This window comes from Oligosphaera ethanolica (assembly GCF_030814695.1).
Classification (GTDB): domain Bacteria; phylum Verrucomicrobiota; class Lentisphaeria; order Oligosphaerales; family Oligosphaeraceae; genus Oligosphaera; species Oligosphaera ethanolica.
In genome coordinates this window covers 2176780-2203402 of record NZ_JAUSVL010000001.1, presented here as the reverse complement: position 1 = coordinate 2203402, position 26623 = coordinate 2176780, and the positions used below count along the sequence as shown (strand labels likewise).

Below are 26623 nucleotides of genomic sequence, written 5' to 3'. Positions count from 1 at the left end.
CCGTAAGGCGATTGTGACCTCTATAAGTTTCTCGGCGTTAACAATCTCTCTCCAGAGGTCCAAATCAGGACTGAAGCCGTAAGGCGATTGTGACAACCCTAGCGTTGCGAGTTGTTCCGGCGTGATGGTGGCTGCGTCCAAATCAGGACTGAAGCCGTAAGGCGATTGTGACCTGACCTTTGCCATTGCCGTTTTTATCCTTGCTCTTTCCATGTCCAAATCAGGACTGAAGCCGTAAGGCGATTGTGACCAGCAGGCGTTTCATGCTGTCCTCGCTGATGCCGAGTGCCTGTCCAAATCAGGACTGAAGCCGTAAGGCGATTGTGACATGCCGCGTATGTTGCCACTATCGACAACGCCAGCGGCGGTCCAAATCAGGACTGAAGCCGTAAGGCGATTGTGACCCCTTTTTGATCCTGGCGCCTTGGTCTTGAATCTGCTTGAAGGTCCAAATCAGGACTGAAGCCGTAAGGCGATTGTGACGAGAAAAATAGCACAATAATTTTCGCAGCCTTGCCTAGGCGTCCAAATCAGGACTGAAGCCGTAAGGCGATTGTGACGAAGCAATGACCTTTACCGCATTGCGAAGGCCATTGCCGCGTCCAAATCAGGACTGAAGCCGTAAGGCGATTGTGACCAAACATTCCGATGATACGTTGCGATTTGGTAGTTGTTTGTCCAAATCAGGACTGAAGCCGTAAGGCGATTGTGACTATTGCATCATATGCAGTATTCCATGCTATATCCCATAGCCGTCCAAATCAGGACTGAAGCCGTAAGGCGATTGTGACTAGTCATGCCGTTTAATAAGCTCCTCCAGCTTCTTTCCGGCGTCCAAATCAGGACTGAAGCCGTAAGGCGATTGTGACCCACCAAACGTCGCCAAAGGACCATCACCCAGCTGCCGTCCAAATCAGGACTGAAGCCGTAAGGCGATTGTGACCGCCGTTCTTGTAGTCGTAGATGCGCAGAGCCCCGCCGGTATGTCCAAATCAGGACTGAAGCCGTAAGGCGATTGTGACCGAGCAAAATCATATTCAGTAGCAGCCATCAACACAAAGTCCAAATCAGGACTGAAGCCGTAAGGCGATTGTGACTTCAACATCCAACCAGAAATCAATAATATCGCCAAGTCCAAATCAGGACTGAAGCCGTAAGGCGATTGTGACATCCGCCGGGGCGTTGCGGCCCCGGCGTGATTGGGTTATGTCCAAATCAGGACTGAAGCCGTAAGGCGATTGTGACCCGATCCAGCTGCTCGCGGATTCCTGCGGCCTTGCTCGCGTCCAAATCAGGACTGAAGCCGTAAGGCGATTGTGACTTTGGGCCTCCTGCTCCTCTTCATTCCAGATGAGCCAAGTCCAAATCAGGACTGAAGCCGTAAGGCGATTGTGACCTGACCAAACGGTAGCGTTGCGGGTTCGTAGTAACGTAGTCCAAATCAGGACTGAAGCCGTAAGGCGATTGTGACCGTACCATCCTCGTACAACCATCTTGATCGCGGCGTTAAGGGTCCAAATCAGGACTGAAGCCGTAAGGCGATTGTGACCAACCTAAGTCAACGCCCCTATTCAGCAGCCAAAAAGCACCCGTCCAAATCAGGACTGAAGCCGTAAGGCGATTGTGACCAAATAACTCGAATTGTGTTTTGAATTCCGTAAGGCTCAAGTCCAAATCAGGACTGAAGCCGTAAGGCGATTGTGACTTTGTTCGTTTGGTGGGAAGTGGTGGGGTGGGTATGCGTTTGTCCAAATCAGGACTGAAGCCGTAAGGCGATTGTGACCGTCTCTTCCTTCGACGGTCTCCAGCAATCAAGCGCATACTGGTCCAAATCAGGACTGAAGCCGTAAGGCGATTGTGACGCCGCGATCGTCATGCAAGCAATGGCGTGGGCGTGCAAGTCCAAATCAGGACTGAAGCCGTAAGGCGATTGTGACTTTTCTTGGTCGCATACCCGTATCCACCTTGACGCAACACTGTCCAAATCAGGACTGAAGCCGTAAGGCGATTGTGACCCCTTGTGCTCGAAGTATAGATTATCTTGGTGGATATACATGGGTCCAAATCAGGACTGAAGCCGTAAGGCGATTGTGACCAGGCGGCGGAGTTAAACCGCTCTACCAAGTTCACCAGGGCCGTCCAAATCAGGACTGAAGCCGTAAGGCGATTGTGACCTGCTTGGTGTCTTTGTCATTCAGCCCAATAACAATCTCATGTCCAAATCAGGACTGAAGCCGTAAGGCGATTGTGACATACGTTTTCGATGAAGCTGTTATACTCCTCCTCTTCGCGGTCCAAATCAGGACTGAAGCCGTAAGGCGATTGTGACGGCGGCAATTGTCCTATGGTGACGGTTATGGGCGTGGAGCCGTCCAAATCAGGACTGAAGCCGTAAGGCGATTGTGACTGCACGCTTGTTCCGCTCTTTCGCTTTCCATGCAGCCGTCCAAATCAGGACTGAAGCCGTAAGGCGATTGTGACCAATAAGACGCTGGAACATACTGATGACCTTCTGAGATTTGGTCCAAATCAGGACTGAAGCCGTAAGGCGATTGTGACCTTCACTTGCTTTTCCATTGTTCAATCCTCCTTGTTGTGTCCAAATCAGGACTGAAGCCGTAAGGCGATTGTGACGCTTGTTCGGCTTTTTCCGACTCCATGCAGCCCGCGATAGTCGTCCAAATCAGGACTGAAGCCGTAAGGCGATTGTGACATATAGATATAGTCGCCATACGTGCCCTCACCCCTGGTCCAAATCAGGACTGAAGCCGTAAGGCGATTGTGACTCATCCAGGCAAAAAGCTCGTCTGTGCTATAGACCTTATTTGTCCAAATCAGGACTGAAGCCGTAAGGCGATTGTGACTTATCACGCGAGAAGGTTGTCTCTTCTTTGGCGGGTACCCAGGTCCAAATCAGGACTGAAGCCGTAAGGCGATTGTGACCATGCGCATGCCTTGACGGCTCTGGCTCGTCGTCACCAGTCCAAATCAGGACTGAAGCCGTAAGGCGATTGTGACATAAGCTCCTGCCTTGATCACCGGCCATCAACGCCGGCGTCCAAATCAGGACTGAAGCCGTAAGGCGATTGTGACCGCGCAATCATGCCGAGTATGGTAAGCTCGGCACAGCGGGTATGTCCAAATCAGGACTGAAGCCGTAAGGCGATTGTGACCCAAATGTTCACCGACGTCGAAAAAATCGCCCGTCACGTCGGTCCAAATCAGGACTGAAGCCGTAAGGCGATTGTGACCCATACCCGCCAGCAACGCTATACGCCAGCGCAAGTCGGTCCAAATCAGGACTGAAGCCGTAAGGCGATTGTGACTCAGCCCAGACATATACATAATCACCGTAGGTCCCTTCCCGTCCAAATCAGGACTGAAGCCGTAAGGCGATTGTGACCCTCCCGCATGGCTTTCATCTCAGCCATTAATGCAGCCATCGTCCAAATCAGGACTGAAGCCGTAAGGCGATTGTGACTACAGCACTTCCAGGGAGACCTTTGTGGTTCCTTCCAGTCCAAATCAGGACTGAAGCCGTAAGGCGATTGTGACGCGTCACGGCGCGCGGTCGCTACTCGCTTCGCCTGTTGCGGGAATTGCCAGTATCAATGATTGACCGATTACTACGGGGCGCAATCATTCCTTCTCTTGATACCAGCTGGTCCCATGGGCCGTCTGGGGATTCCTGGGAGCGCCGCCGTCCCGGCGGCTCTTCTTGTCGCTTGCCCGTGTTCCGGCCGTGGTGCGGGCGTCTCGCCCGCACCGTTACGAGAGGCCAGCTTCTCGCGCGACACCCGAACGATCCTATTCAAGTGTTCCTCGGCTTAACCCTCGCGGCAAGCCGCGAGGCACAGGCCGGCGCGCGATCATACCCGCTACCCTCGCGGCAAGCCGCGAGGCCCAGGACGGTCCGCGATCATACCCGCTACCCTCGCGGCAAGCCGCGAGGCACAGGCCGGCGCGCGATCATACCCGCTACCCTCGCGGCAAGCCGCGAGGCCCAGGACGGCCCGCGATCATACCCGCTACCCTCGCGGCAAGCCGCGAGGCACAGGACATATCCCGGTACCGCCGCGCGTGTGTTTCCCGGCCGGGGTTGCCGGTAGCGCGCCTAGGTCCACCGGTTGCGGGAACCGCCAGTAGCAATGACTCCTATGAAACCCGCTGCCGCAAAGGTCGGCGGAAATCGGTCAGCGATTGATAACGGATGCTAGGCATGCCACCGACGTCACCCCCGGGTATGCAAGTGAGTTCCATTGCCTCTTTGGCCCCAGTCAGCTTCGCCGACTGGGGCCAAAGAGGCCGAGGAACACGAATATAGTCGCCGTTGCACCCAGGGCGGCGCACGCTTTCAGCGCGCTTGCCCTGGGCTGGTATGTTTCGCGCTTTCAGCGCTTCTGCCGCTTCGCGGCAATAAAATGCCAGATCGGCCAAGTTCGGCCCGGAGGGCCGTACCATGCATATCCCCGGATGAGGCGCCCGGAGGGTGCCACATTGGCTAGGCACGTCCAGACTCACCGCACCGGAGAGAGGCATATCGTGCATCCAACATCAATCACTCCTATGAAACCCGCTGCCGCAAAGGTCGGCGGAAATCAAGGTCGGATGGTTGGGCGGCGGCGGGCCGTGGGTTTCCTGCAAATTGTCCCAGCGAAGCGCCGGGGTGTACACTGACTGACTACGCAAAAAAATGAATTCATGCCGTGGGATTATACAGTGACTTGAACCGGTGTTATGCTGAGCAGAGTGTCTTTCTCAGAGCCTTTTTGTGGGCGGGGATGCTGTCGTTGCTCGACTGCGCGGGAGCCAACGAAAGTCTACAAGCAATCAAAACGGGGAATGGTATGGAACCAAAACGTTGCGAAGATTTTAGCTTGTCCTGTCGGTTGCGCCGCGATGTGCCAGCCGGGGAGTTGATCGCCCTTCCCGGCGTCTGCGTGCTCCTACTGCGTCAGACGGGTGATGACGCCGCACTGCAAGCATGGGATCGCCAGCAGAATTATCAATGCTACGCTCTCCCTGATGGCTCTTGTCCGGTTTTGGAGGCAGTCCTGACCGTGCATAGCGACAATCGCCCCGAGTGGCGTGAAATTCGCGTGGGCTTTCCCCTGCGCTGCCTGCAGCGATCGGACCAGGGCGACATCGCAATTTCGCTCGACTTCAGCGGCGCGGCCCTGCGGCTCTACGCCGATGGCTGGCTCATGGACGAAAATTTCCCCTACGGCTATCCGGCTCGGCCTGCCGCTGGGGAGATGCGGGTGACGGCGGGTGTTATGGCGCCGGCCTTGTCGTGCCCGGGGCGGCGTCCGTCGGCCGTGGCGCCGCGGACGGGCCTGCGGGCGCAGTATTACACTCCGGCGGGTCACAACAGCTGGGTTGGCGACGTCGTGACCTTCTTTCACGCCGGCGTTTTTCACATTTACTACCTCCTTGACCGTCGCCACCACGCGAGCAAATTTGGCTGTGGCGGGCATTACTTCGCCCATCTCTCTTCCAGCGACCTGCGGAATTGGACGGAGCATCCCACGGCGATCGGGATTGACGAACAGTGGGAGACTATCGGCACTGGCACGCCATTTTTGTGGGACGGCCGCGTCTGTTTTTCCTACGGTATGCACTCGGCGCGCATGGACGCATCCGCGCGCGAGTCCGTCCGGGTTCAGCGTGACTACCTTGCCGCCCATGGCCATAGCGGCGTTTTCACTCGCGATGAGCTGCCCGGCGTGCCCGCAGGCACCCTCTGCGCCTACAGCGACGACGGCATCAGCTTTCGCAAGAGCGGCGAGGTCATTCATCCCTGCGAAAATCCCAGCATCTACGCCCTGCCCGCCGGCCGGCTGCTGCTTTTTGCCGGCTATGGCCTGGAAGGCACTTGGCTCTCGGACCGCATTGGCGCCTGGCGCTGCGTGAATCCGTCCTTCCCGCCCAGCGGCGGCGGCGCCGCCATGCGCAACAGTTCGGAATGCCAGTGCTATTTCACCTGGCATGGTCGTGACTACGTCCTCGGGGGCTTCTCGGGCTTCTTTGTCAGCGACGACGGCCCGCTTGGCCCTTACCGCGATCTCGCCGCCGAGGGGCATGATCTCTATGACGGCCTTGGCGTGCCCATGGTCGCGGCATTCACTGGCGACCGCCGTGTCCTGGCCGGGTGGCTCGCCGGCAATGGCTGGGGCGGACACCTGGTGCTGCGCGAACTGATCCAGCTCCCTGACGGCAACCTCGGCATGAAATGGCTGCCCGAAGCCACGCCTGACACCGCACCAACGGACATCATCGCCGAAAGCACCGTTATCGGGCCGGCAACGCCCCGTTTCAATCGCGATCTGCCCGCGCAGTCGCTGCTGCTGAGCATGCGCATTACGCCACCGCCGACGGCACCCGGGCGCTTTGCCCTGCGTGTTTATGGCGACGGCGGCCAATGCTGTGAATTGCAGCTGGATTTCGCACGCGGCCGCGCCCAGTGGCATGATCAATGCCCCGATGGTGCGCTTGCCGAAGCCCTGCCCAGCGCTCGCGAGCTCTGTGCGCAAAATCCCGACGTCAAGAGCTTCCACAAGCTGCCAAATACCCATATGCGCGGCCGCAATTTCTGCCGGGAGAATGTCCTCGCTGCCAACACGCCCACCGCGTTGCGTCTGTTGGTGATGGTCGACAACAAACTGGGGGGCTGCATCCTCGACGCGGAATTCGCCGGCCAGCAGACAATGATCACGTGCCGGCCGGGGCTGCGGCCGCGTCGTGTCGAGTTGCTGGCGGAAAGTGCCACGGCGGTCGCCGAGTTCAGGATTGCACCGCTGCGCGCGGATTGACCGTCGTCGTTAGCGCCCGATGGTGTACAGGCCGATATCGGCGCGGTTGCTGAGCCAGCCGGTGGCGCCTTGGGCGAGAAGCCGGCGGTTGCCGACGTCGGTGTCGGAGTAGAACGCATTGGCGCGCAGGCCGAGCTCCCTGCAGAGCGCGTAGCATTCCGGCCCGCTATGCGCGGCGACTGGTTGCACAAAGCGGCAGCCGAGCTCTTTGCAGAGGCGCAGCTGGTCGGGATTGCCACGCTCTTGCCACGGCGGCGTGTAGCAGATTTCAATGGCCGGATTGATGGCGCGGACGGCCTTGATCTCGTCCAGCGACGCCAGGGTGAGATAGCCGTGGTCGACCATGTCGTACTGCAAGTACAGGCGGCAGATTTCGGCGATGCCGGCCGCGCCGGCATAGACCTGGATGTTCATGCCGACGCGGCCGCGGAACTCCCGCAGGATGTCCTCAAAACTGGCGATGGGCATCTCCGCGTAGGTGGCGGCGCGCGGCGGCTGATCTGGAGCGTTTTGGTGGGAGAAATTGCCCTGTTTGAGTTCCGCGAGGGTGTAGTTCGCGGGCGGCCCTTGCAGATTGGACGTGCGGTCGAGGGTGGCGTCATGCAGCAGGACGGGCACGCAGTCCTTGGTCATGCGCAGGTCGAACTCGATCATGTCGCAGCCCCACTCTACCGCCTTGCGCATGGCTAGCGCGCAGTTTTCCGGATAGCAGCCACTGGCGCCGCGATGCGCCGTGATGATGACCTGGTCCCAGTCCTCAGAGAGGGCCGTCAGGGAATGATAACGACTCGTTGCCATGCCTCGTCATGCTCCTTCATTGCGTCGCCAAACGGCTTGTTCTGCAGCTCCACGAAACCCGTTTTTGGCCCCCTGGGCTGATTGTATCGGCGGCCTTGTCGCGGTAATGTACATCTTTCACGTATAAATCACACACGCCGGCGGCACGACACCGCAGCCGGCATAAAAGCAGTTGAGCGCGCAACAACGACGGGGTGGTTATGAAACTGGCAATATCGACACTGGGATGCCCAGAGTGGAATTTCATGAAGGTCCTGACGGAACTCAGCATCTGCGGGGTTAAAGGCCTGGAAGTCCGTGGCCTCGACGGCGAAATGGACGCCGAGAAAATCAGCTGGTTCGCACCTGAGAACATGGCCGAGACCCAGAAGCTCATGGATCGCTTCGGCCTCAAATGGGCTGGCTTTGGCACCTCCGCCAATTTTCATGACGAGAAGACCTGCGCGGCCAACGTGGCCGCCGCCAAGCGCGCCATTGACATTTGCCAGCGCATGGGCATTCCGGCCATCCGCGTCTTTGGCGACCAGATCAAGGACCCGGCCCAGCGCGACGCGATTATTGAGCGCGTCATTGCCGCCCTGAAGGACCTCAGCGACTACGGCGCGGCCAAGGGCGTCGATGTCAATCTGGAGATCCACGGCAATTTCAACAGCGTCGAGGTAATTGAGCCCATCGTCAAGGCCCTCAAGAGCAACAAGGCCTTCGGTATCCTCTGGGATGTCCAGCACAGCGACAAGACCTGTGGCGACGACTTCATGCCCTTCTACCAGCTGATCAAGCCCAAGCTCAAACACGTCCATATCAAGGACTACCAGCGCGGCGAGAACGGGCAGTTCAAGCTCTGCATGCTCGGCGAAGGCGACATCCCGCTGGAGAAGATCATCAAGCAGCTCCAGGATGATAAATACAAGGGCTATTTCTCCTTCGAATGGGAGAAGAAGTGGCACCCCGAGCTGGCCGAGCCCGAAATGGCCTTCCCGGCCTTCGTCACCTTTATGAATCGCCTCGACCAGAAAAAAGCCCGCTGAACGAGCACATATCCCCATAACGCCGTCGCGCCCCTGCCGTGCAGCTGATGCACGGCAGGGGCGCGACGGCGTTTTTTTTTGGGGGGGGGCTGCCGCCGCTCGTGTTTGGCGCGCCGCCTTATTTCCCGCGGAGGAGTGCCGCGCGGTCGGCGAGGGGCTCTTTGAGCGCACTTGCGAGGATGACTTCCATGATGATGAAATTGGGCTCAATCATGTCGTCGAAGCTCTCCGCCCATGAATTAAGCTCGTTGGACAGCGCCAGGCCGCCGCTGGTGAGCGACACGAGATTGTTGAAGTTGAGGGTCCGCGTCGCCGCCTTTTTGGGCATGCCGCTGCGCAGGCCGGCCTCGACCAGACGGGCGTTGATGGCGTCGGCCAGTTCAAGGCCCCGTTCGACGTGTGCCTGGTAGTTGATCTCTGACGGCATGATCATGAACGGTTTGCCCTCGCAGGAATGGCCGTTGAAGAAGAAATCCACCCCATAGCGCTCAATGAGCTCCAGCATGGCTCGCGCTTCGGGTGTGCGGATATTGCCCGGGGTGGCGTCGTGCATGATGTTGAAGCCATCGGCATTGGGGTAGCCGCCGGGGTGTTTGACGCGATCCAGCGGCAGGGGGAAGTAGCGCTTGCTTTCTCGCCACTCGATGGGCTGGCCGTCGAGCCATTCGCCCTGGCAGGCCTTGCGGAAGGTCACTTTGTCGGTGCCCTGCAGGTGGTCCGGCGAGATGGCCCGGCCGTCCATGTTCACACAGGGCAGGAAGATGATGCGGAACTGCGATACGAGCTCCAGCAGCTTCGGGTAGCTGCGGCCGCGTAGATCCTTGCCGGTTTCCAGCAGTTGAATCATGTTCAGCGTTGCGACCACGCCTTCGGGCTCGGCGCCGTGAAAGCCTGTTGCCCAGACAATCGTCTGCTTCTCCGGTTGGCCATAATAGCACTCATACGCATCCGATGACGACGACGCCGCCCACGTGCTTTGCCGTGGTCCGCCGTCGTTGAACTCGCCATACAAGACGGCGAAAAGCGGAAAGCCCGCCGCGGTCTGGCCAATGACTTCGCAGCGGCCCTTCTTGACGCCCAGGCAGAGGTCGGCGATTTCTTCCGGCCGGCAGCGCCACCACGACGGCCGCGGCGCCTGGCCGCCATATTCAGATTGCGGGAAACGGAGGTTTTGATATGCGTCGCGCAGTGATGCCATGGTCGCTTCCTCAGATGTGCATTGCTGTTGCGGGCTCAGGCAGCCGGCGCAGGCCACTGCCAGGATTACGGGCAAGAGTCGTATGGTCATTGCGTAGGTCCTTCGTGCTGCTTGGCGCAGGGCACGGCAAGCCGTGCCCCACAGAACGCAAGAGTCGTATGGTCATTGCGTAGGTCCTTCGTGCTGGGCTTTCTCCCCGGAACAGCACACTGTAATGCACTGCGGCGGTCCTGCAAACGCCGTGGCGTTGTGCCGACCGGTAAGCCTCTGACATTACCCCCAGGTGAGCAAGGGAGTTCCATTGCCTCTTTGGCCCCAGTCAGCTTCGCCGACTGGGGCCAAAGAGGCCGAGGAACACGAACATAGTCGCCGTTCTACCCAGGGCGGCGCACGCTTTCAGCGTGCTTGCCCTGGGCTGGTATGCTTCGCGCTTTCAGCGCTTCTGCCGCTTCGCGGCCAGGGAAACCGGCACGCTTCACTCCGCACCAGGCTCGATGACTTAATTATCAATCACTCCGATGAAACCCGCTGCCGCAAAGGTCGGCGGAAATCAAGGTCGAATGGCTGGGCGGCGGCGGGCCGTGGGTTTCCTGCAAATTGTCCCCGGTGTTTTCCCCACCGGGGTGGTTACTCCTATGAAACACGCTGCCGCAAAGGTCAGCGGAAATCAAGGTCGACTGGCTGGGCGGCGACTGGCCGTGGGTTTCCTGCAAATTGTCCCCGGTGTTTTCCCCACCGGGGTGGTTACTGACCGATTGCCGGCTTCGGGTGGGTTACTCACGGGCGTTTTTTGTCGGGGGGGGATTTTGTGCGGTCTGGGGGCCCTGTCCGTCCCGGAGGCCGAGGAGGAATGCTTTGGCGCAGCTGCCGAGGGCGCCGCGGCGATAGCCGCCTTCCTGGACGACCAGTGTCGGCAGGCCCAGTTGGCCGATGGCCTTGCCGACGGCGCTGAAATCCGCGGCTTTGAGGTCCCAGGTGCCCGTGGGGTCGCCGCCGGCGGTGTCCAGCCCGAGGCAGACCAGCAGGTAGGCCGGCTTGAATTCGCGCACGCGCCGGAGGGCCTTGCCGAGAGTCTGCAGGTAGAGCTCCGGACTGATTTTCTCTGGCAGGGGATAATTATGGTTAAAGCCGCGGCCGGCGTCCTCGCCGGTTTCGTCGGCAAAACCGGTGAAATAAGGATAAGCAAAGCGTGGATGGCCGTGAATGGACTGCGTGAAGACGTCTGCCCGTTTAAAGAAGATGTCCTGCTGGCCATTACCGTGGTGGTAGTCGATGTCCAGCATGGCGATGCGACCAAAGGGGCTGAGGTATTGCGCGGCGATGGCGGCGTTGTTGAAGTAGCAGAAGCCGCCGAAGACACCACGCTCGGCATGATGGCCGGGCGGCCGCACCAGCGCATAGGCGATCTTGCGGCCGGCGAGGACTTCCTGCGCGGCGGTGAGCGCGCAGTCCACGGCGCGGCGCGCGGCGATGTAGGCATGGCGACTGATGGGCGTGAAGGTGTCCAAACAATAGTAGCCGGCGCGGATCGGCAGGTCCTGCGGTGGCCGCGAGCGATTGCGCAGCGGAAAGACGTAGGGATACAAGGGCGTGCGGTCATCAATCTGGGCTGAAACCCGCTTGAAATACTGGACGTAGCCCGGGTCGTGCACCGCAATAATCGCCTCGTCGGGAAAATGCGCCGGCGGCAGCTCGGTGAAGGCGTCGCTGCTTGCTAACGCCTGCCGGATGGTCTTTACCCGCGCCGGCGACTCGACATAGCCGCGCTCGTGGACATGGTGGATCTCATGCTGGTCGCTGACCACCACGGCGATGCGGCGCAACGTCGACGGGCTGGGCGCCGCGCTTTTCTCGGCGTTGTCACGCGCGCCGTTGTAGCGCGGCCCCCGTAGTCGCACCGGGTCGTCTTTGATGGACGCCAGCACCATGCGGATGTACTCCGGGCCACAGAGCTCCGGGTACTTGCGTTGCAAGATCGCCTTGACGACGTCGCGAACGTAATCCGGTCGTAGCGTCGTGCTTTGGCCGAGGTCGTCAAAGACCAGGTATGGCGGATTGTCGCCGCCGACTTTGACCGGCGTTTCGTAGGCCGTGCCGGCGATGGGTCGCGCGCCGTAGCGCTCGTAGAAGCGCAGTCGCGCGCGATTCTGTTTGAGAATGGCCGGGTCGCGGCATAGCGCCGGGTCGTCTGGCAGGCATTCGTAAAACAGTCCCTTCACGCCCAGCGACAGCGCCTCGCTGCGAACGCGGTCGTACAGAGCGCCGCCCACGCCACGGCCAGCCAGGCGACTTGCGCTGGCCAGGTAGTCCAGATACGCGAAGGACAGCCCGGCGTCGTGGTCGAGCAGGGCCAGACCCAACAGCTGCTGTCGCTGATCCTCGGCGACGTAGAGTATCGTCCGAAAGCCGTATTTGAGCGGGTGCCGCAGGACTTCCGGAATACGGTCGATCTTCTTGTGCTCCAGGCCGGCAAACAGCTCCCGCAGCAAGTCCTGGGCCTGCGTCAATATGAGCTGGTTGACCGGCGAAATGTCATCAAAGACTCTGCGGATGCGAAACATCGTGGTGCCCCCTGGATGGTGTGTGGTATGGCGGCGCTATTACAATAGCAAGATGCTAGCGGCTATGAAAGGACATACACGCAAAAGGCATTACGTGCTGGCTGCCGAGAATCCGCGCTTTGATCTGTCCAATGTCGGAAAAGCTGATATTGTATGCCCGTTGTTGAGTGTTGCCGCAAGGATTATCACATCATACGAGTCGCCGTTGCCGCGAAAGGACCGCATATGCACCTGTTGAAGACAATGTTGTTACTTGCCCTACCCGTGAGCCTGGCTATGGCCGAGGGTCTGCCGCCGCCGAGCGTTGACGAGGTCGTGGCGAAGATTCGTCCGGATCGCCCGCGCCTGTTCATCAACCAGGATATGCTGCCGGGCTTGCGCGATTACGCCAATGGCACCGCCAAGAGCTACTTGTCGGCGCTGCTGCGCAAAGTCGACGGCTATCAGCCGTCCACCGAACTGGAATTCCGGCCGGAATATGTGCGCATTGACGACGAGGGTCGGATGGTCTTTATCCGCAATCGCGGCAATCAGAACGCCTGCGAATACGGCGTCAAGACCGACGGCGGTTTTCCCGCCAATGAATGTGCCTTGGCCTGGCTGATCACTGGCAAGGAAGAGTACCGCGTGAAGGCCATCGCGTACCTTCGCCTGCTGGTGAAATTTGTGCAGTTGTCCGATCATTCGCGGATTATGCCCAACTGGTACAACTACTCGCGGATCTGTGGTCTGGCGGCCTACGACTGGCTCTACGACACGCTGACGCCGGACGAGCGGCGGGAGATTCTGCTGCCGCTGCTGCAGCACATCAAGCACATGCAGAAGCCCGGCTATCTGCGCAATTCCGGCGGCGCCGACGCAGGCTATTATGGCGAGCCGACGTTGCGCTGGTACGGCGGCCTGGTCGGCTATAAGGCCGGCGTTGACGACGTCCTCGCCGAAGAGCTGCTCCGCCCCGGCTACGAGCACTATGTCACCGTCATGAAGCGCCGCGACGAAGTGTCTGGCGGCAAGGGCCTGCTCATTTCGATCACCGTCGGTTACAGCCTCGGCGCCTATCCGTGGGCCAGTTATAACTTCTTGCACTCGCTTCAGTCAGCCTGTGCCATCGACGGTCGGCAGCATTGGATTCACATGCGCGACTACGCCAACTACTTCAACTGGATGAGCATCCTCGGCGCCGACGGCCGTTTTTACGAATTTGGCTGGGGCGACGCCAATCACAGCAGCAACATCATCGGCACCGGGCTGATGTACACCCACCTGGCGCAGGCCATTCATTTCTATGGCCAGGACTTTCCCGAGCAGGCGAAGATCACGCAGGCGATCATGGCCGTGCTGCCCGGCGACCAGCGCATCAATACGGGGAGTTTCCCCTTTACGCCATTCCTGCTCACCGGTTTTGACGCCAATGCCGTCATTGACAACCCCGACGCCGTCATCAACGACGGCCGCCTCGGCGAATTCTTCCCCTCCTACGGCCTGACCAATGTGCGCTCGGGTTTCCGTGCCGACGCGACCTACGCGTCTTTCAAGGCCGGCGCCAAATACGACGGCCATCAGCATTATGACGAAAACAGCTTTATCATCTACAAGCATGGCTTTCAGGCATTGGACACCGGCACCCGTGACGACGTCGAACACCACCTGGCGTACTACCCGCAGACCGTCGCCCATAACAGCGTGCTGATCCGCATGGCCGACGAACCCCTCGCCCGGCATTGGTACCCCGCCAATGCGCCGAAAATCACTGCACCGCTCACCAGTGACGGCGGCCAGGACGCCCGCCGCAAGGCCGTCAACCTCGGCTTCGACCAGTCGCCCTACCACGTGGTCAGCGGCGGCGACGCCACGCTGTGCTACTCGGACAAGAAATGCCGGGAGGCCGTCCGCCAGTTCGTCTATCTGGCGCCGGACTGCTTCGTGGTCTACGATCGGGTCAGCTCCGTTGCGCCGGATCAACAGAAAGTGTGGCTGTGGCATAGCCAGAACGAACCTACCGCGCTGGCGCCGGAGCTCTTCCAGGCGAGCAGCGGTCAGGGCGCCATGGCCGTTAGGACGCTCCTGCCCATTGCCGCCAAGCACGAGGTCATTGGCGGTCCCGGCAAGGAATATTGGACCAACGGCCGCAACTGGGAAATCTTCGACCAGGAGAAACGCTTCGCCAAGCCCGAAAACCAGTACGGCCGTTACCGCCTGGAAGTGTCGCCCGCCGCAGACGGCGAGAAGACGCGTTTCCTGCACCTGCTGCAAGTCGGCCTGGCGCCAATCCAAAAACTGGCGCAGGCGCGGCTTATCCAAACCGAAACTCAGGACGGCATTGAGGTGACCTGCCCAGAAAGCCAGCGCCGCTACCAGCTGTTCTTCAATCGCGATGGCCTCATTGGTGGTCACATCCGCGCCTGGGACGCCGCCGGCCAAAGCATCCTCGATCAGCCGCTGCTCGCTGACCGCGAACCCATCGCCCGCTGATCACGTGCCCACACTCGCAGGCACCGGCACTCGCGAAGGCATGCCGGCCGGCTAATTCACTGTCTTTCGCCGAGACCCACCGGCTTTCGCTTGCCCTCGCTTGCGTTGGAATCCCACACCCAAAAGTGGTCGTGATTATGCAGTCATGCCCTTGCGGACATCTGCGCCTATTGGTCCCGCAGCCGTGTCAGCAATGCCACCATGAAAGTGGTTCAACAATAAAATACGCCATCTGATAGCACAGGCCTACGGCTTTCATGACTATGAGTACATGAAACCGACTATTTCTGAATTGCCTTCAAAGGTGCTAAGCAAACAGCGGCTCAGTTCCTGCACATAATGGTCACTGTTTTTCATAAAACCGGGAAGATGCGTTTTCCCATCCCAGGGTAAGTCAGGCTAAGTGGAGGCCCCAGTGAGCCGTCCTTGCGCCCCACCCCAGACTATTATCACTGATCGATATCATATGCTCTTGACTACACCGCCAACGATTCATTCAAAGTTGGAGTTAACAACATTCCTGGTCAAAAAAACAGAAATGTGCAAAAAAACAAACGACTGGGCTGGTTATTCGCATGAATTTCGCTGCTTATATGCAAAATATGCCATATTTATATGCATGTTTATTGCTGTTTTGGTGACTAAAAATGAAAATAATAAAGGCGAGCCCCTTGTGTTGCTCCTTTCAGAATGCGATATTATGCGAGAGTTGCGCTCAGTGTTGTTGAAGATGACAATGGAATGAGAGCCATATATAGGGAGCATGTCACACATCAGAGTCATGCGGTGTCGTTACAACTCGATTGTGCATGTGGGGAATACTTGTTTTGTTATACCACAACTGTCAACAGCATGCGGGAGTTTATTTCTTTGCATACTGATTTACCTTAAAACCGCCTCATGGAGTCGCGGTATTGAGGTTTTTTGTTTCTGAATTGCCTTTTTGATATTTGCCCCCTTTGTTGGTTTCATTAAAAGCAACTTGGTGAATATAAGTGCATTTCACTATTGATATGATCAGGTTTTGACGGCGACATCAGTATTTGAGGTCGGTTAAGGTTTGTGCATTTGTGAATAGGAATGAATTTTTTTCAATCATGTAATCTGGTATTAGCGAAAGAAAGGACTGAGCTATGCAAGCGATGAAAACGGCATGTATCCATGGCAGAAGTGTGTTATTGACGATTGTGTGTTCAGTTATGTTTTTCTATGTGGCTAGGGCTCAAGACGCCCCGGTTGCAGTTGCTTCGCCGCTGCAAAGCACCATGACGGCGTACCTGGTTGAGAAGGCCGCAGATGGCACGGACGTGCTGACTAAAGTCAGTCAGGTGAAGCCCGGGCAGACCATTGAGTATGCGTTGCAGTACAGCAATGTTTCCGATGCGGACCTTGCCGAAGTGAGCATTGTCGGCCCGGTGCCTCAGGGCACGAGCTACCTGGCGGGCTCCGCGATGAACATGGGCGCGAGTGTGCCGCAGTTCAGCATTGACGACGGTGTGACCTACAAACCGGAACCATTGACTTACAAAGTGAAGCTGGCCGATGGCAGCGAGATTGAGAAAGTTGCCACGCCGGATATGTACACGCAGGTGCGCTGGACGTTGGAGAAGCTGAGCGCACAACAGCAGTTGACCCTGAAGTATCGTGTGCAAGTGCGCTGACGACTAGTCGCAACGTTCCCCTGATGAAATATTCACCAGCAGATTTCCCCGAAAAACGATGAGAACTTTTGTGTCTGTCATATGCCTTGATGTTCTTTTTGAGATTTCAGACGACGAGATACTGGTCATAAACAGGTGATGAACAGATAGATATGGTTTGTATGAAGTTTTTCTTGGTGTCCGATCCCATCTGAGTTCAGAGACTGATTAGTGAACAACCCTAGCCCAAAGGAGAAAAACGGCCGCAGCACAAAAAGAAGCATTGAGTTCACAGAGGGTTTCTATAGAGTTTTCAAATGATGCAATTTGTAAGCAAAAGGAGAAAGTCAATGATTACGAGCAAAAGATGGACCAGGCGTTTGCTGGGCTGTGCCGTTGCCGGTACGGTCTCATTGTTTCTGGCGGTGCAGGCGTATGCCCTGACGCCGGCGGGAACTGAAATTCGCAACCAATCCGTGGCGACCTATAAAGACGCCAATCTGCAGTCGCAGATATCGACTTCAAATGAAGTCATCAACATCGTGAAGCAAGTGTACGGTGTAGAAATCACGCCGGACAAGAGCGGCGGTGTCGACGCGCCCTTCAACTATACCGATACGCCAGCTTTGACGCAGACGACTGCTCCCGGCAACGTGGCGTACTACCACTACTACCTGAAGAACACCGGTAACACCCCTGACACTTATGATCTGACTACTGCTTTTCAGGCGGCGGCTGGTGTGATCATTGCTCCCAATGGCGTAGAGGTGTATTATGACGCCAATGGCAACGGCCAGGTTGACGCTGGTGACATCCTGCTGGCAACCAACGTTGCCAATCAGGCGGCGACGCCGATCGTCGCCCAGGACGCGACCATCCCCTTGATCGTGGCTGTGAAGACACCAACCAGTGCCCTTGACACGCAACAGATCAACACCGATATCGATGCCGAGTCCAACGGCAGTGCTCTTGCAACGGATGCAATTTCCAACTGGAGCCAGACGCTGTTTTCGGCCAGCACGGGTATTTTGACGGCCAGCAAGTCGGCCAATGTCAGTTCGGCCGTTCCCGGTCAGACCTTGACCTATACGGTTGAAGGCTCAAATACCGGCAGTGCCGATGTCTTCGCCGTGGTGTACGCGATTGGCGGCCCGCCCGCCGTCAGCATTGATCTGGGTGGCGATGGCAACGCGGAAGCCCGCGAAGGTATTCTGATCATCGACGAGCTTGATCCTGCGAAACTGGTGATTGATGCGGCCTACCCCGGCGCCGGCCCCTTTGGTTATGCCGGCATTGCCGCGCCGACGGTTTTTGGCCCGACCAAGGCCCGCATCCTCTACTGGCATGAAGCCAACAACCGGTGGCACATTGACGCGGCAGACGCGGCGTGGACCACCACCCCGAAGATCGCCCTCTTTATTCCTGACGCCGATAGTGTGGAAGCCAACCCCGCCGGTAATGGCCTGAGAGGTTCCGTGCTGACGCCCGGCCAAGGCTACAAGTTCACTTTCCAGGCCAACGTGCAAAGCCCCTATAGCACAGCTCAAGCCAAGCTGATTGAGAACCAAGTTGTTGTCAGCTATGCCAAGAACGCCGCTGGCGATCTTATTGCTGCCGAGTCAAACAAAGCTTTGGTCACGGTCGGCGCCGATCCTCTGACTGCCACGGCTGGTGTTGCCATTGGTCCGTTTGGCTACCCGATGGCAGACAACGGCGCCCCACTCAATCTGACCAGTGCCGATCATCCTGCCATTGACGCCAAGGGCCTCACGGTTGCCGCGACATCCGACACTACCGCCGCCGGCATTCGCGATGCTGGTGAAATCATCGCCTTCCCGTTGACTGTGTTGAATCCCAATGAAGTACTGCCCGCCCTCCCCAAAGACGGCATTGGCGGTCCGGCGACTTCTCCCGACACTTACAACATCGTGGTTAGCAACCCCGACTCGAGCAGCTTCAACGTGGTCCTGTACAAATCCGACGGTGTGACCCCCTTGGCCGACACCAATGGCGATGGCCGGCCCGACACCGGCGCGATCGCTCCCGCCGACATGGCCAACATCGTGGTCAAGGTCTTTATCAAAGCCGACGCGGAAGTCGCCGGCCCCAGCACTTTCACAGCCACGGCCACTTCAACCAACGATCCGACCAAGGTCGATACGACTGACTTGACCATCACTGAGGTTCGTCCTGCTAGCGTGGATATTGCCACCAGCGGCCAATTGGGCAATGACGACAACGCTACTGCTGCGGATGCATCAGAAAACGACGACGACGCCACGACTGCCGCCGGTGTCAATCCCGGTGCCGTTGTGGTGTTCCCGATCGACATCGGCAATATGCGGCCTGAGGCGGCGCCTGGCTCTGACACCACCACCAGCGTTGCTGACACCTACAAGCTGACCACAGCCAAGATTGGTGGCGCATCGTCCTTTGTCGTTCAGCTGTTGAAGGACGTCGATGGCGACGGCGTCATTGATGATTCCGAGTTGGTTCCCATCAGCGACACGGACTGGCTGCCAGCCATCGCCGACGTCGATACCATCGCTCCCAATGAAATCTACAACCTTAATGTGCGTGTGCAGGTTCCACTGGGCACCCCAGCCGGTGACTATTTTGTCGATGTGAAGGCGACCTCAACGAACAACCCGGCCAAATCCGACACCATGCGCCTGCTGATCAAGGTGAACCTCGCTCCCGGCATCCAGGTCCTGCCCGACAATACGGCGACGGTCGTGGCCGGCGGTTCCTACATCTTCTCGCATGTGGTGGTCAATACCGGCAATGTCGCCGACACCGTCACGCTCAGTCACAGCGCCCTGCCCAACGGCTACAGTGCCGTGTGGGTGAACTGCGCCACCGGCGCCGTAAATGGCAATGGTGACAACCCGAATACGCACACCACAGCAGCAATTCCGGCACCGGCACCCGGCGTTGACAATAGCGCCACGGTTTGCCTGAAGGTATTCGTTCCGGCGAATGCCCCCGCAGGGACGGTCCTGCCGATCACGGTCACGGGCCAGATGGACAGCTACGCCCCTGCCGACACCGCGCTGGACATTATCACGGTCATTGATGGTGCCCTGCAGCTGCAGAAGACCAACGCCCCGACCACGGAAGTTCCTCCCGCTGGCAAGATTACCTATCGCACCACCTACAAAAACCTCAGTCCCGGCACATTGTCGCTGGCGGTGATTGCGGATGCCATCCCGGCCAACACCAAGCTGGTGGTGACCGATGCCAGCATCCGGGCGTTGCTCCCCAGCGGCGCTACCGTCACCGGTGCCAATAACACCTACTTCCAGTACAGCACCAACAACGGCATCAGCTGGGTGTTATGGCCCGTTGATCAGACCACCCTGCCGGGCTATGTCGCGGCGGATGAAACCGCCTCCGGCATCACCAATGTCCGCTTTGACATTGGCAATACCAGTGATACCGCCACGCCTGGCGGTGACGTCCCGGCCGGTGAAGACGGCTGGTTCGAATTCCAGGTCATTGTGAAGTAATCACCACGCAGAGCTGACCGGTCGCTGTACCCGTAGGACCACCTGCGGGTACAGTGCCGGCCTTGAGGAGAATGGATGCATTCATGATACTGACAGCACCGCATAGCGACAAGCCTTCCCAACGTGGAAAGACGCTGTCGATGCATGTTAGCCGTGCTGAAAGTCATGATTCACGGTGATTATGCCGCACACAAATAAAACCCAACACCACGTAAGGGGGTACATGCGCTCGCAGCAGCCGGCAATAACGGCTACGGCGGGACACGCGCTTCCTTGCCTGGTGTTGCTTTTTATTTTGCTTCTCGTGGATAGCGTTATGGCCTTGACTCCGGCTAACACGATGATCCATAACCAGGCCACGGCAACCTACACTTGGTCGGGTCGGGATTATGGCGTGGCATCCAACGCCGTCAGAAATCCTGTGGCGCCAGTTTATGGCGTGCGCCTCGACCCTGACGGCACCGTGGCCGATCCGGGGCAGACGGCCTACGGTGACCCCGGCAGGACCGTGTATTTCCCCTACGTGCTGACGAACACCGGCAACACTATTGACAGCTACGACCTCAATGTGGTTTTCCTCCAGGGCGGCTTTCTGCCTTCCTTCCGCGCCATCTACCTTGACACCAACGGCAACGGCCGTTTCGACAGCGGTGAAAACGAGATTAGCCGGGTGGAGCTGCTGGCGCCGGGAGCTTTTGTCAATCTGCTGCTGCGCATTGACATCCCGCCAGATGCGCCGGCCGGTACCCATTTGGCCCCTGAACTTTATCACGATATTCAAGCGCGGTCACTGGGTGATCTCTCCCTCATAGATCGGGACAATGTCAATCGCGTTCAGTTGGTTTTTGACGCCGTGCTCAAGATCAGCAAAGCGTCAGCGGTGACATCTGCGGCTCCGGGCAGCCAGGTCGATTTCATCTTGGATGTGATCAACGTCGGCAGCCTCGTTGCCCAACCTGAGACGGTGCTGGTTGATGGCGTGAGCCGCCGGGGGGTCTTGGTCCGGGATTACCTAACCAGTGCCGTTGACGGCTTGATTCGTTACGTTCCAGGGACGTTAGCGGCCAGCCCCGCGGGGCAGCGTCGGCTGGCTCGTTTTGCTGGCGATGACACTTGGCGCGAGCTGGCCGGCGCCACCGAAGCCGCGCTGGCCGCGCGGATTGTCGAACTCGGCGTCCTCTTTGACAACGCTGCTGATATTTTTGTCCCAAGCCAGCAGGCGCGGGTCACGTTTCGGCTGGCGATAGCTGAGGACCATCCTGCTGGTCTGTTGCCGAACACCAGCCGCGTGCAGTACCGCAGTCGGCAAGGCGAGGCCCGGGAGGACTTGGCGACGAATACCGTTCGCGTCACGGTGCAGTCCCGGGTCAGCCAGGTGCTGATCGGCCCCTATGACGAGCCGGCGGCTTTGGGGGACATCTTTGGCGAGCTGAACAACAACGGCGATGTGACTGTCGACCCCGGAGTGCCGGTTATCAATCCCAATCCATATGGCACTCAGGTCACGGGTAACACCGTTTATTTCCTGAACACGGTTCGCAATAATGCTAATGCGCCGGACACTATCAACGTCAGCATTGACGCCTTGACCAACCTGCCACCATCTTGGCTATCCAACGTGCGCATCATGGCCGTCAGTGGGATCGTGCCGCGCATGGAGGCCGATGGCGTCACGCCTTTCCTGCATCCGAATACCGGCAAGCCGCTGTTTGCACCAAGCAATGTTTCCACCCTGTTTGACAGCAATGGTGACGGCATTCCGGACACTGGGCCGTTGGCTCCGGGTGAAAGCCGAACCATAGCCGTTAGGATGATCATACCCACCGACGCTCTCGCCGCGAGCGGTCAGCCCAACGGTGATAACGACGGCCAAGGTTATCGCATCACCCTGCGTGCCCAATCGGCACTTGACCCCAGCCAAAGCAATCTCACCTCCAACAGCATTCTGCGGGTCATGGCGCCGGGAAATTTCTGGGATCCCTTCATCAAAGACCATGATGCGCCGGACACCATCGGCATCGGCACGACGATTCCCTACGTGAACATTTTCGGTAACAATGGTCCCGGCCCAGTTTTCAACACGATTATTCGCGACGAACTCAGCGATTACCTCACCAATGTGCAGAACATTTCCAACGGCGTCATCTATGACAGCACGGGCAGTGGCCAGTCCATTACCGTTACGGGCCGTTACGAGGCTCAGACCCACGACGTGGTCTGGCACATTTTTGAAATACCGTCCGGCTTTACGGGCCGCATCGGCTTCAGTGTCGACGTTGCGGCCGGTACGAAGGATGGCACCGAAATACCCAATATCTTCAGCATTACCAGCGACCAAACTCAGACGGTACGGCTATCCAATCAAGTGCTGGCAGTCGTCGGTGGAGAAAATATCCTCACCATCAACAAAAAAGTCAGCAGTGACAAAGTTGACCTGGGCGATCCCTTGCGCTATGAAGTCGAGGTGCACAACAAGGGGTCTGAAACCCTAACCAATGCCCAACTGACCGACCTGCTGCCGCGAGGCTTCCGTTATCTCTCCGGTTCGGCCACTCTTGATGGCAAGAAGGCCGAACCCGTGATCTCGGCAGATGGCTCAACCCTCCGATGGACTCTCGGCACCCTTGCGCCTAACTCAAGCCTGACCATTGCCTATGCCTGCGTAGTTACCACGGATGCCCGTCTCGGTCGCAATACCAACAATGTCACCATTTCAGCGATCTTGCCCATGGGGTCGCGCCTACAGGCCAGCAGTGGCGTCGATGTCGAGGTCGAGGCCGGCATGTTCCACAACGATTCGATCATTTTTGGCCGAGTCTTTGTGGATCATAATGACGACCGTCTGCAAAATCATGCCGAGCCGGGCATCCAGGGCGTGAGGCTCATCCTGGAGGACGGCACCTACGTCCTTACTGATCGCGAAGGAAAATATCATTTCACGGGCATAAAACCGGGAATGCATGTTCTGCGTTTGGACCAGACCACTCTGCCCCCCGGAATGACAGCCGCCATTGTCGACTCACAAAACGCCTTGAATCCTCTCTCGCGAATGGTCGAACTGCGTTACGGAACGCCACACAAGGCGAACTTTCGCGTGCTACCAGTCAGAAAAGAAAGCACGGCGGAAGCTCCAAGCAGCACCAGCGCCACCGGCGCTGTCAGTGCTGTTGACGCTCCGGGCAATGTTCTTCGGCCCGTCCGCGTCAGCACGGAAGGCGCGGCGACCCGGGTTGAAATCGAATGTGAAAGTGCCTTATTAGCCGACGTCGCAGTTGATGCCGCGTCGGGAATTGTTCATGTCATGCTTCCCGGAGTAGACTCCAGCAAGCAGCCAGACCGCCTGGCGCTTGACGACCCCAATGTGGCTTCGCTGCGCTGTTACATGGATGACGAGGATGGCCGCGCCAAGCTGCAGTTGCGCCTTCGCAAGCGCACCAGTGGCTATCCGGCCGTGCGTCATGAGCAGACGGCCAGAGGGGTGATTGTCAACATCGGCGACCAAGATCGCGCGCCAGACTTTGATCCCTCGCCGGCGACTCGGCAGGCCGCGCCGGCACCAAGCCCTCATGAATTCGAGGCGCTCATACTCAGTCCCGAGCCCGACGAAACCTTTATTTCCAGCAACCAGATCACCATCAAGACGGCTTTTTTCCTTGCCGGTAAAGCCACCTTGTATGTCAATGGCGACGTCGTCCCGGAAGAGCGCATCGGCCAACGCGGCGTCGATGTCGTTGCCAGGCGCATGACTTGCCTGTACTACGGCGTCAATCTTCATCCTGGCAAGAACACGCTGCGACTCGAGGTCCTCAATCCCGGCGACAACACGCCGCGGGTCAGTGAAGTCAGCGTGTTGCGTGCGGCAACGCCGGTCAAGATTGCCCTCGACGTGACGCCGAACCCACTGATGGCCGACGGTCTTACCGAGCCGCAATTGCGTATCACGTTGCTGGACGACAAGGGCCTGCCGACCGGACACGGCTCGGTGGTGACCGTCACGGTGGATAAGGGAGACATTCTTTCGCCGGACCTGCGCCTGACCGAGCCCGGGCATCAGGCACAGGTGCGCGACGGCATGGCCATGATCCGCCTCAACTCCGCGGCAACACCGGAAACGCGTTCGATCAGAGTCATCGCCGGTGACTTGGATCAGACGGTCAAAGTGACTTTTGCGCCGCATCAACGGTCGTGGATTCTATCGGGTATCGCGTCCACCACCGTCAGTGATTCTCACCGCCGCGACAGCGGGCGAGAAGGCGGTGATTCGGATCACAAGCTCGACATGGATAACCGCGTCGCCTGGTTTGCCAAAGGCTCGCTGCCATACAACATGGTCATGACCACGTCCTATGACTCCAAAAAACCTCGCGACGACGGCAAAATCTTCAGCGAACAGGATCCGCTGAAATATTACCCGGTTTACGGCGACGAATCCGAACAGCAGTATGAAGCCCAGTCACGCGACAAGCTCTATGTCAAGGTCGAAAAAGATCAGTCTTACGTCATGTACGGCGATTTTGAAACCGGCTTGGACAAAGCCCAGCTCGCCGCCTATCAGCGGTCCATGACCGGCGCCAAGTTGCATGCCGAAAGCACCTATCTTGACGTTGACGCATTCTTCTCGCGAAACGACCAGGTCCAAATCAAGGGCCTCGAAATCCGCGGACGAGGCGTCAGCGGCTACTATACTCTGCCGGATAAAAACATTATCTACAATAGCGAACGCATTGTCATTGAAACTCGGGACCGCTGGCATCCCGACGTCGTTCTCAAGAGTGACAGCATGACGCGCTTTACCGACTACAGCATTGACTACGACACGGGCCGCATTCTCTTCAAACGGCCGGTTCTTTCCCAGGACAACGACAACAACCCGATCTTCATCGTCGCCGACTATGAAGTAGATAGTCGCAAGTCGAAAGACTACAACAGTTATGGTGGCCGCGCCGAGCTGCACAACGCCGCTCGCACCATGGCTGTCGGCGTCACCCAGATTCGGGATGAGTCCGCGCCCAACGATCACGTCCTTGAGGGCGTCGACGCGTCCATACAACTCAAGCCCGGCCTGGTCCTCAGCGGCGAACTCGCCCAGAGCAGCTCGGTCGATGGCAGCGACGGTAGCGCCATGCGACTGGAACTAGAAGGCAAATACGACGCGGCTCGCTACCGTCTCTACTACCGAAATATCGGCAACGACTTCGATAATCAGAGCATGTCCGGCGACCGCGCCGGCAGAATGACCCTGGGCTTTGATGGCGAATTCGATCTTAATGACCGCTGGTCCACAAAGGAAGAATTTTACACTGAGACCGACCGCAGCTCCGACCGTCGGCGTCATGTGGCCATTCACGATTTCATCTACAAAAGGGACACGCGAGAACTGACGCTCGGGTTGGGTTACACGGAAGAGGAAGACATATCGCGTAGCGCAAGCAACGGCGAGTGTCTCCGCAGTCCCTTTGCCCGGGCTGGTGCCGGCTTCAATCTGAGCCAATCCCTGCGCATGGAACTTTTCCATCAGCAGGCTTTCGGTGATTCCGGCACTGACCAGGCGACGCGCAGCAATGCCGATGTGCGTTATACTCTCAATCGCTATGCCGATCTTGTTCTCGGCGCTGAACGTCGGGAAGTCCCCACTGCTGGCGCCGAATACAATGCCACCTTCGGGGTCGAAGCCAAGCTCAATGAATCCACCAGCGCCTTCAACCGCCTCAAACTTGAAAACAGCGCTAGCGGCCGGCGGGTGCGATCGGGTTCCGGGTTGGACATTAGTCACCAGGTAAGTAGCGAATGGCGGCTGGGCGGCACCGCCGAACTCAGCCACGCGGTCCGGAAAAGCAAACAGGCCAGCGATGATGATTTCTGGGCGCTTACCCTCAGTTCCGAATACCGCCCCCTTTCTGGTGAGGGTACCGCAGTCAGCCGCTATGAAATGCGTGATGAAGACACTGAGACGTCCTATCTGACAGAAATCGGTGGTACACTCAAAGTCGGCGTGGACTATACGCTCTTCGGACGCAATATCATCAATTACATCGCCGCCAAGGACGATAGCAGTGACAGCCTCAGTTTGGACCTTCTTGTCGGGTGCGCGTACCGGCCCGTCACTTGGGACGCCCTCAATGTTATCGGCGACATCGAATTCAAGCACGAGAAAGACACCGACGTCGCCGACTGGGGACGCCTTAGCCGCCTCATCCTCTCCGTCGAGGGCAACTGGCAGCCATGCGACTGGCTGATCTTGGAAGCCAAGTATGCGTGCAAAAGCACGTCCGCCGAGTATTTGGACTCGGCGCTCTTCAGCGATGTGAAGGCCATGGCCGCAAGGGTGGACATCACCGACCGGGTCTTCGTTGCCATTGGTGGGCGGGTGCTTTCACAGTACGACGTCTCGGCACATTCCCTGAGTTACGGCGCCACCATCGGTTTCAATGTCGTCAAGGACCTCCGGCTGGCGTTTGGATACAACTTCGAGGGCTTTGAGGACCGAGATTTTTCGCGCGGCGAACGTTGGGACAAGGGATTCTTCGTGGCCCTGCATTGGAAGTTCGACGAGTCGATTTTCGGTGTGCTGCGGCGTCTGGAAGGGGAGGACAAACCGTGACACG

Annotated in this window: 11 protein-coding genes and 1 CRISPR repeat array (1 of these 12 cut by a window edge); of the genes, 6 read left to right on the top strand and 5 right to left on the bottom strand. The window is 58.3% G+C overall.

Annotation, left to right across the window (positions count from 1 at the left end; genetic code table 11):
* Window positions 1–3555: direct repeats of the CRISPR family, unit length 37 nt; unit sequence GTCCAAATCAGGACTGAAGCCGTAAGGCGATTGTGAC; it reaches 326 nt to the left of the window's first position.
* Window positions 3556–4554: 999 nt separating this feature from the next.
* Window positions 4555–4689 (bottom strand): hypothetical protein, encoded by a 135-nt coding sequence (locus tag J3R75_RS07395; RefSeq protein WP_307260846.1) that lies wholly within the window; start codon window positions 4687–4689, stop codon window positions 4555–4557.
* Window positions 4690–4847: 158 nt separating this feature from the next.
* Here J3R75_RS07395 and J3R75_RS07390 point away from each other — a divergent pair, with 158 nt between their 5' ends.
* Complete coding sequence (locus J3R75_RS07390) at window positions 4848–6812, top strand: glycoside hydrolase family protein (protein WP_307260845.1); 1965 nt, start codon at window positions 4848–4850, stop codon at window positions 6810–6812.
* Between the two features lie 9 nt (window positions 6813–6821).
* Here the strand turns inward: J3R75_RS07390 and J3R75_RS07385 are convergent, their stop codons facing one another.
* A complete protein-coding gene (locus tag J3R75_RS07385; RefSeq protein WP_307260844.1) occupies window positions 6822–7610 on the bottom strand; it encodes a glycerophosphodiester phosphodiesterase in 789 nt (262 codons plus the stop codon).
* 200 nt (window positions 7611–7810) lie between these two features.
* On the opposite strand from J3R75_RS07385, the gene J3R75_RS07380 reads away from it, so the two are divergent.
* Entirely contained in the window at window positions 7811–8638 is an 828-nt protein-coding gene (locus tag J3R75_RS07380; protein ID WP_307260843.1) for a sugar phosphate isomerase/epimerase family protein, read from the top strand.
* A gap of 118 nt (window positions 8639–8756) precedes the next feature.
* Here J3R75_RS07380 and J3R75_RS07375 read toward each other — a convergent pair whose 3' ends face one another.
* The 3 genes from J3R75_RS07375 to J3R75_RS07365 form a co-directional block, all read right to left on the bottom strand.
* Window positions 8757–9926: a M14 family zinc carboxypeptidase gene (locus tag J3R75_RS07375; RefSeq protein WP_307260842.1), complete on the bottom strand. Its 1170-nt coding sequence runs from the start codon at window positions 9924–9926 to the stop codon at window positions 8757–8759.
* 416 nt (window positions 9927–10342) lie between these two features.
* Entirely contained in the window at window positions 10343–10549 is a 207-nt protein-coding gene (locus J3R75_RS07370) for a hypothetical protein (RefSeq protein ID WP_307260841.1), read from the bottom strand.
* A gap of 60 nt (window positions 10550–10609) precedes the next feature.
* On the bottom strand, window positions 10610–12397 hold the full coding sequence (locus J3R75_RS07365; RefSeq protein WP_307260840.1) for a hypothetical protein: 1788 nt from the start codon (window positions 12395–12397) through the stop codon (window positions 10610–10612).
* 225 nt (window positions 12398–12622) lie between these two features.
* Between J3R75_RS07365 and J3R75_RS07360 the strand changes: the two genes are divergently transcribed.
* The 4 genes from J3R75_RS07360 to J3R75_RS07345 all read left to right on the top strand — a co-directional run bounded on the left by J3R75_RS07360 (window position 12623) and on the right by J3R75_RS07345 (window position 26619).
* Window positions 12623–14869 (top strand): heparinase II/III domain-containing protein, encoded by a 2247-nt coding sequence (locus J3R75_RS07360; RefSeq protein ID WP_307260838.1) that lies wholly within the window; start codon window positions 12623–12625, stop codon window positions 14867–14869.
* Window positions 14870–16002: 1133 nt separating this feature from the next.
* A complete protein-coding gene (locus J3R75_RS07355) occupies window positions 16003–16530 on the top strand; it encodes a hypothetical protein (RefSeq protein WP_307260836.1) in 528 nt (175 codons plus the stop codon).
* A 329-nt stretch (window positions 16531–16859) separates the two neighbouring features.
* The gene (locus tag J3R75_RS07350; RefSeq protein ID WP_307260835.1) at window positions 16860–20018 is read left to right on the top strand and encodes a hypothetical protein; all 3159 of its coding nucleotides are present in this window, start codon (window positions 16860–16862) and stop codon (window positions 20016–20018) included.
* A 316-nt stretch (window positions 20019–20334) separates the two neighbouring features.
* Window positions 20335–26619: an SdrD B-like domain-containing protein gene (locus tag J3R75_RS07345; RefSeq protein ID WP_307260834.1), complete on the top strand. Its 6285-nt coding sequence runs from the start codon at window positions 20335–20337 to the stop codon at window positions 26617–26619.
* Window positions 26620–26623 lie beyond the last annotated feature (4 nt).